Origin of the sequence: Comamonas sp. UBA7840 (assembly GCF_002501455.1) — a bacterium.
In the GTDB taxonomy this organism is placed as follows: Bacteria; Pseudomonadota; Gammaproteobacteria; order Burkholderiales; family Burkholderiaceae_C; genus Comamonas; species Comamonas jiangduensis.
Window position 1 is genome coordinate 186,663 of sequence record NZ_DLTI01000020.1, and the last position, 6,610, is coordinate 193,272.

General features: G+C 60.5%; 8 protein-coding genes. 3 read left to right on the forward strand and 5 right to left on the reverse strand.

Going from position 1 to position 6,610, the window contains the following annotated elements; all coding sequences use genetic code 11:
• Positions 1–143 precede the first annotated feature (143 nt).
• The 3 genes from B3R00_RS06685 to B3R00_RS06695 all read right to left on the reverse strand — a co-directional run bounded on the left by B3R00_RS06685 (position 144) and on the right by B3R00_RS06695 (position 2,458).
• The gene (locus tag B3R00_RS06685) at positions 144–458 is read right to left on the reverse strand and encodes a chaperone modulator CbpM (RefSeq protein ID WP_286998204.1); all 315 of its coding nucleotides are present in this window, start codon (positions 456–458) and stop codon (positions 144–146) included.
• Positions 455–1,420 (reverse strand): J domain-containing protein, encoded by a 966-nt coding sequence (locus B3R00_RS06690; RefSeq protein WP_286998205.1) that lies wholly within the window; start codon positions 1,418–1,420, stop codon positions 455–457. Before B3R00_RS06690 ends, B3R00_RS06685 begins: the two co-directional genes overlap by 4 nt.
• A gap of 150 nt (positions 1,421–1,570) precedes the next feature.
• Entirely contained in the window at positions 1,571–2,458 is an 888-nt protein-coding gene (locus B3R00_RS06695) for an inositol monophosphatase family protein (protein WP_286998206.1), read from the reverse strand.
• Between the two features lie 201 nt (positions 2,459–2,659).
• Between B3R00_RS06695 and B3R00_RS06700 the strand changes: the two genes are divergently transcribed.
• The 3 genes from B3R00_RS06700 to B3R00_RS06710 all read left to right on the forward strand — a co-directional run bounded on the left by B3R00_RS06700 (position 2,660) and on the right by B3R00_RS06710 (position 5,268).
• Positions 2,660–3,460 (forward strand): RNA methyltransferase, encoded by an 801-nt coding sequence (locus B3R00_RS06700; protein ID WP_286998208.1) that lies wholly within the window; start codon positions 2,660–2,662, stop codon positions 3,458–3,460.
• A 37-nt stretch (positions 3,461–3,497) separates the two neighbouring features.
• A complete protein-coding gene (cysE, locus tag B3R00_RS06705) occupies positions 3,498–4,382 on the forward strand; it encodes a serine O-acetyltransferase (protein ID WP_286998209.1) in 885 nt (294 codons plus the stop codon).
• A 226-nt stretch (positions 4,383–4,608) separates the two neighbouring features.
• Positions 4,609–5,268: a nitroreductase gene (locus tag B3R00_RS06710; protein WP_286998210.1), complete on the forward strand. Its 660-nt coding sequence runs from the start codon at positions 4,609–4,611 to the stop codon at positions 5,266–5,268.
• A gap of 72 nt (positions 5,269–5,340) precedes the next feature.
• Here the strand turns inward: B3R00_RS06710 and B3R00_RS06715 are convergent, their stop codons facing one another.
• Both B3R00_RS06715 and map read right to left on the reverse strand, forming a co-directional pair.
• Complete coding sequence (locus tag B3R00_RS06715) at positions 5,341–5,700, reverse strand: SMR family transporter (protein WP_286998211.1); 360 nt, start codon at positions 5,698–5,700, stop codon at positions 5,341–5,343.
• Positions 5,697–6,503: a type I methionyl aminopeptidase gene (gene map / locus B3R00_RS06720; protein WP_286998226.1), complete on the reverse strand. Its 807-nt coding sequence runs from the start codon at positions 6,501–6,503 to the stop codon at positions 5,697–5,699. Before map ends, B3R00_RS06715 begins: the two co-directional genes overlap by 4 nt.
• Positions 6,504–6,610 lie beyond the last annotated feature (107 nt).

Below are 6,610 nucleotides of genomic sequence, written 5' to 3' on the forward strand. Positions count from 1 at the left end.
GCGGTCGTTGTTCTGGTTCTGCGTGGAAACGTCGGTAGTAGACAAATCAAATTCCTTGGTGTGGCTGGGCCGCATGCAGCGGCCCCCAAAAACAGCCAGGAATTATCCGGGATGCCGTGTGGCCCGGGGCAAATGCTTGCCGATCAGCCTTTGAGTCGACGGCGTAACTGCCGCACTTCCTCCATCAAGTCAGCGGTCAGTGCGGCCAGTTGAGGGTCAGCGTCGAAGGTGCGCTCCAGATCTGCAATGCGCCGGGCTCGGATGACTGTGTGGGTGCTAAAGCGCCAAGTGGGGGGCGGGCTCCCGGGTGCATGGTCGGCATCGTCGTAGTGCAGCACGCCTGTGGTGACGCGCTCCACCACCCATTGGGGCTGCATGCGGCAGGCCTGTGCCAGTTGTTCCAGGCTGAGCGCCTGGTTATCCAGTACGTCTGGTGGGGTATAGAAGACGGGGGTCATACGGTGTCTCCTGTGCGTGGGTTGCGGCCATCAAAGGCTTTGGAGAGCGCTTGGTAGGCTGCGCGCTGTGCATCGTTAAAGACCGGTGGCACGATGATTTGCACGACCAGGTACAAATCGCCCGGTGTGCGACTGGGCAAGCCTTTGCCTTTGACGCGCAGCTTGCGCCCCGCCTGTGAGCCGGGCGGGATGTTGATCTCCAGTGTGCCCGCCAAGGTGGTGAATTCCACTGCGCCTCCCAGTGCTGCTTCCCACGGTGCCAGGGGCAACTGCTGGTAGACGTCTTTGCCTTGCGTGTGCCAGCGTTTGTCGTCTTTGAAGCGCACTTCCAGCAGCAGATCTCCGGCCGCTCCTTGGCCGTAGCCGGGGGCTCCTTGCCCAGCCAAACGAATCATCTGCCCTTCATGTACCCCTTTGGGGATAGTGACTTGCAGCTCGCGCTCTTCTTCCACGGCGTGGCCTTGCGCGTCCAAACGCACGCCACGCAGGCGCAGCACGCGCATGCCACCGTGGTAGCTGTCGGGAACTTCCAGCTCAATCGTGGAATGCTGATCTTGCCCGCGCATATCAGGGGGCGGGCCGCGGCGGCGGTGTTGTTGCGCCCGGCCAAACAGCTCTTCAAAAAAGCTGCTGTAGTTGCCGTGGTCTGCGTCGCCGCTGTGGTGAAAGTGAAAATTGTGGCTGTCCCAGTCCGGCGGAGGTTGAAATCCACCTTGCGCCGCCTCCGCGCCGGTTTGCTGGTAGCGGCTGGCATCGCCCAACTGGTCATAGGCGGTGCGCTTTTCCGGGTCGGAGAGTACGGCATAGGCTTCGTTCACTTCAGCCATGCGCGCCGCTGCATCGGGTTCTTTGCTGATGTCCGGATGGTATTTGCGCGCAAGCTTGCGAAAAGCTTTTTTGATGGCGTCCGCACTGGCGTCTTTCGCGACGCCGAGCGTTTGGTAGTAGTCTTTGTATTCCACCTGGCACTCCTGTGTCTGCAGACATCGTAGAGGCGCACGCAGTGGTTGTCCGTAGGATTTTGTTGACGAAGCTGGTTCTCGCAAACAAAACAGCCGCAAGGCGCTAGGCACTTGCGGCTGTTTTGTTTTTTGAAGGGGCGTTGGTGCGACTTAGTCGTTGCCTTCCGATGCTTCGTCCTTGTTGTCGGCAGCGATGTCTGCGTCGACACTCAGCTTGTCTTGCACACCGGCAAACTTGCTGTACTTGCCCAAGATGCCGACCAACTGGCCGTAAGCGCGTGGGTTACCGGCCAGGCATTCCGCTTGTTCCAAGAAGTCGGCTTCGCCCGTGAAGTTACCCACCAAGCCACCGGCTTCGGTCACCAGCAGGCTGCCGGCTGCCACGTCCCAGATGGACAGGCCGGTTTCAAAGAAACCATCGGTAAAGCCTGCGGCCACGTAGGCCAAGTCCAGCGCGGCAGCGCCGGGGCGGCGTACGCCTGCAGTGCGCTGGGTGATTTCGCTGAACATGCGCATATAGGCGCGGAAGTTGTCGCCGGGGCGGAATGGGAAACCGGTGGAGACCAGGCAGTCTTTCAGCTGGGTGCGCTTGCTCACGCGGATGCGGCGCTCGTTCAAGAACGCGCCACGGCCACGGGTGGCGGTGAACAGGTCGTTGCGCGAAGGGTCATACACCACAGCGTGCTCAATCTTGCCCTTGAAGGACAAGGCAATGCTCACTGCGTAAACCGGGAAGCCGTGGATGAAGTTGGTGGTGCCGTCCAGGGGGTCGATGATCCAGACGAAGTCCGAGTTCTTGTTGCCGAACTCGTTGCCGCTTTCCTCGCCCAAGATACCGTGGTCAGGGTAGGCACCCAGCAGGGTCTCAATGATCATGCGCTCAGCAGCTTGGTCTACTTCGGTGACGAAGTCATTGACTTGCTTTTGGGCCACGCGGACCGATTCAACGTCCAAGGCAGCGCGGTTGATGATGGCGCCGGCGGCGCGCGCAGCCTTGATGGCCACGTTGAGCATGGGGTGCAGGGAGGAAGACGACATAAATTGTGGTGTTGGCGACCAGCGAACCACCCCCAAATCTTCAATCTCTAGCTCTCACAACCTGGGATGGTGCACCGCTGAACGCGGATGATGAACGGGTTCGCACACGCCCGGCGATGCAGGCAGCGACAATAGGGCGCAAATTCTAACCGGCTTGACCGATTTCTGCTGCTCGCATGTGCAATGCGGGCCCATCTTCGAATGAAAACCCGTTTTATCCTGATCGAGACCAGCCATGCTGGCAACGTGGGTGCTGCTGCCCGCGCCATGAAAACCATGGGCTTTGACGAGTTGGTGCTGGTGCGTCCGCGCTGGGCCAACGTGTTGCGCAAAGAAGAAACCATCCAGCGTGCCAGCGGTGCTTTGGATGTTCTCAACAACGCACGCATTGTGGACACCGTGGAAGAGGCGGTGCAAGGCTTGTCGCACCTGTGCGCCACTGCCATGACGCCGCGTGACTTCGGCCCGCCCACGCGCACTCCCCGGCAGCATTTCGAAATACTCATCAAAGGAGAGCTGAAGGCGCAAGCTGAACAAGCGTTAGATCCTGATTTGACGCTTAACTCTGAAATGCCTGTGAGCGTGCATGGTGAGACTGGCGTGGGCCTGATGTTTGGCTGTGAGCGCTTTGGCATGGCCAATGAAGACGTCTACCGCTGCAATGTGGCGCTGACCATTCCATCGAACCCCCAGTTTGGCTCGCTGAACCTGGGCGCCGCCATTCAGGTGATTGCTTATGAGTGGCGCGAGGCACTGGGAGGCTTTCCGGTTGTGGAACACGCGCCCCGCCCCGAGCGTGCCGACATGCAGCAAGTCGCTGGCATGCTGAGCCACTGGGAGCAAGCCTTGGCCCACCTGGGTTTCTTAGACCCTGCAGCGCCCAAAAAACTGATGCCGCGGCTGAACCAGATGTTTAACCGTGCGCAACTGACCCAGGAGGAAATCCACATCCTGCGCGGTGTCGCCAAAGCCATGCTGCAAAGTACCCCACCAAAGCACTAAACTGTGCAGCCCTTTGGTAACAAGTAACGGCCCATTGATGCTTTCCCGACTGCGTTCTGACATCCAGTGCATTCTTGACCGCGACCCTGCGGCGCGCAGCACCTGGGAGGTCATCACCTGTTACCCCGGTCTGCATGCGATCTGGTGGCACATTCCTGCGCACTGGTGCTGGACGCACAACCTCAAATGGCTGGGGCGCTTTACCTCGCACATTGGTCGCTGGCTCACGGGCATTGAAATTCACCCGGGCGCCACGATTGGCGAGCGCGTTTTTATCGACCACGGCATGGGCGTGGTGATTGGTGAAACCGCGGTGGTGGGTGATGGCTGCACCATCTACCACGGCGTTACGTTGGGCGGTACTTCGCTCTACAAAGGCACCAAGCGCCACCCTACGCTGGGCAAGAACGTGGTGGTGTCCGCCGGTGCCAAGGTGCTGGGTGGCTTTGAAGTTGGCGATGGGGCCAAGATCGGCTCCAACGCCGTGGTCATCAAGCCTGTGCCTGCAGGCGCCACTGCCGTGGGCATTCCGGCGCGCATCATTCCGTCCAAGAAGGGCGAGAGTGCCGATGTGACGGAATTGCGTGACCAAACGGTGCCAAGCGCAAGCGCTGCTGCGGGCATGGTGCCGTCGCTGGAAGCCGCGAATGCGGCGGCTGTGGCCGCTGCAGCAGGCCAGCCCCAGCCCTGTGCCGACCAAGCCAAGGGCTTCACCGCTTATGGCGTGACCGAAGACGACCCCATCAGCCAGGCCATGAAGGGGCTGGCCGAGGGCGCCGCCACGCATGAGCAGCAACTGCAGCTGCTGTGGCAGGCGGTGGAAAAGCTCTCAGCCCAGCTCAAGGCCGACTGCGTGCCCTGCGAAAGCGAGCGCGGTGGTCATTTTGAAAAAGACAAGATCGACCAAATTCTGGGCAAGTAAGCCCAGCAGATTCTTCACGCGGTGGATTCGTCCACCTGCAAGTGCAGCCCCTCGTCAGTGAAGCCCACTGTCAGGGGCTTTTTCTTGCCCGTATGCCAGCCAAGTTTGCCCAAAGTGCGTCACCAATGTGGCGCAGGGTGGGCAAATGCTCTTGTACGCTTGGGGCTCTTCAAGAACACCCTTCCTGCTTTTTTATCCCCCCTTTTTGAGACAGAGGAATCAATCCATGGATGTGTCCCAAGCCCTGCGTGAACGCCGTTCTGTGCGTGCTTTTACTTCCCAGGTACCGTCAGCGGATCTGGTGCAGCAGTTGATGCAAGATGCCGCTTTGGCCGCATCGGGGGGCAATATGCAGCCCTGGCGCGTTGCAGCGATCACAGGGGATGCGCTGCAGGCCATGCTGGCAGATGTGGCCCAGGCCCCGGGTGAAGAAAACCCCGCGCACCTGTCCTATCCACCCAACCTGTGGGAGCCCTACCGCACGCGCCGCTTTGCCAATGGTGAAGACCTGTATGCCAGCATTGGCGTGCCGCGCGAAGACAAGGCCGGGCGCTTGAAGCAGTTGGCCAAGAACGCGAGCTTTTTTGGAGCCCCCGTGGGCATCGTCATGTTCACCGAAGAGCGCATGGGCCCGGTGCAGTGGATCGACTTGGGCATTTACCTGCAGTCGTTCATGCTGCGGGCGACGGAAGAAGGCTTGGCCACCTGCGCCCAAGGTTTCTGGCGCCGTTACGACGCGGTGGTGAAGCAGCATATTGCGGTGCCTGAAGGCTATTTGGTGACCTTTGGCATTGCGCTGGGTTATGAGGACAAAGCCGCGCCCATCAACCGCATGCGTGCCACGCGTGCAGCGTTTGAAGAATGGGGCCAGCTCAAGGGCTTTTAAGCCGGCATGGCACCATGCAAAAAGCGCTTCCGAGGAAGCGCTTTTTGGTGAGTGGATGGCAGGCGTTAGTGTTTAGTGACCTGCAGTCTTGGAAAACAGATGGATGACCAGCACGCCCGCCAGAATCAGTCCCATGCCGATCAGGGCTGGTGCATCCAGTTTTTGGCCCAGAAAGATCCAGGCGATGGCCGACACCAGCACAATCCCCGCGCCCGACCAGATGGCGTAGGCCACCCCCGTGGGGATGGTGCGCAGGGTGAGTGACAGGCACAGAAAGGCAATGCCATAGCCCACGGCCACGATCACGCTGGGCCACAGCCGGGTGAAGCCTTCGGCACTCTTGAGGAAGGACGTGGCCAGCACTTCAGCCACGATGGCAATGCCCAGATAGCCGTAGCCGCTGCCCAGGGTGGGAAGGCCTTCTGCGCTCATGGTGCGGGGTAGCGGCCTGAGCCCTCGGGCCAGGCGGTCAGCACGTCGTAACCGGTGGCGGTGACCACGACCATGTGTTCCCATTGCGCGGACAGCGACTTGTCCTTGGTGATGACGGTCCAGCCGTCATCCAGCTCCTTGGTGTCGTGCTTGCCGGCGTTGAGCATGGGCTCGATCGTAAAAATCATGCCCTCCTGCAGCTTCATGCCTTGACCGGGGTAGCCGTAGTGCAGCACCTGGGGTTCGTCGTGGTAGGTCTGACCGATGCCATGGCCGCAGTAGTCACGCACCACGGAAAAGCCATCGCGCTGGGCCACGGTCTGGATGGCGTGGCCAATGTCGCCCAGCGTCGCGCCGGGCTTGACGGCGCGGATGCCGGCCACCATGGCCTCGTACGTGGTGTCGATCAGCTTCTGCGCCCTGGGCGCGACGTTGCCCACGGTGTACATGCGCGAGGTATCACCAAACCAGCCGTCTTTGATCAAAGCCACATCCACGTTGACGATGTCGCCGTCTTTGAGAATTTCTTTGGGTGTGGGAATGCCGTGGCAGACCACGTGGTTCACCGAGGTGCACACAGTCTTGGGAAAGCCGTGGTAGCCAATATTGGCAGCGATGCACTTCAACTCATGCACGATGAAGTCGTGGCACAGCTGGTCCAGATGCTCGGTAGAGACACCGGGCTGCACATGGGGCGTGAGCATTTCCAGCACGCGCGCCGCCAGCATGCCCGCTTCGCGGGATTGGGCAATGTTGGCAGTGTCATGGATGGGCGGGAGGCGGCGAAGAGGGCGTTTGGCCATGTCGGTATCAGGGCGACAGCCTGCAGCTGCCGAGGTTGAAAACAATAGTCCGCACTGTAGCGCGTTAGCGCTGTAGATGTTGGGCGTGTGAACCGCCCCGGGTTTTG

Excerpts from the sequence above, each read along its gene's own strand:
- B3R00_RS06685 (WP_286998204.1), bottom strand. The coding sequence starts at position 458 with ATGACCCCCGTCTTCTATACCCCACCAGACGTACTGGATAACCAGGCG.
- B3R00_RS06695 (WP_286998206.1), bottom strand. The coding sequence starts at position 2,458 with ATGTCGTCTTCCTCCCTGCACCCCATGCTCAACGTGGCCATCAAGGCT.
- B3R00_RS06700 (WP_286998208.1), top strand. The coding sequence starts at position 2,660 with ATGAAAACCCGTTTTATCCTGATCGAGACCAGCCATGCTGGCAACGTG.
- cysE (WP_286998209.1), top strand. The coding sequence starts at position 3,498 with ATGCTTTCCCGACTGCGTTCTGACATCCAGTGCATTCTTGACCGCGAC.
- B3R00_RS06710 (WP_286998210.1), top strand. The coding sequence starts at position 4,609 with ATGGATGTGTCCCAAGCCCTGCGTGAACGCCGTTCTGTGCGTGCTTTT.
- B3R00_RS06715 (WP_286998211.1), bottom strand. The coding sequence starts at position 5,700 with ATGAGCGCAGAAGGCCTTCCCACCCTGGGCAGCGGCTACGGCTATCTG.
- map (WP_286998226.1), bottom strand. The coding sequence starts at position 6,503 with ATGGCCAAACGCCCTCTTCGCCGCCTCCCGCCCATCCATGACACTGCC.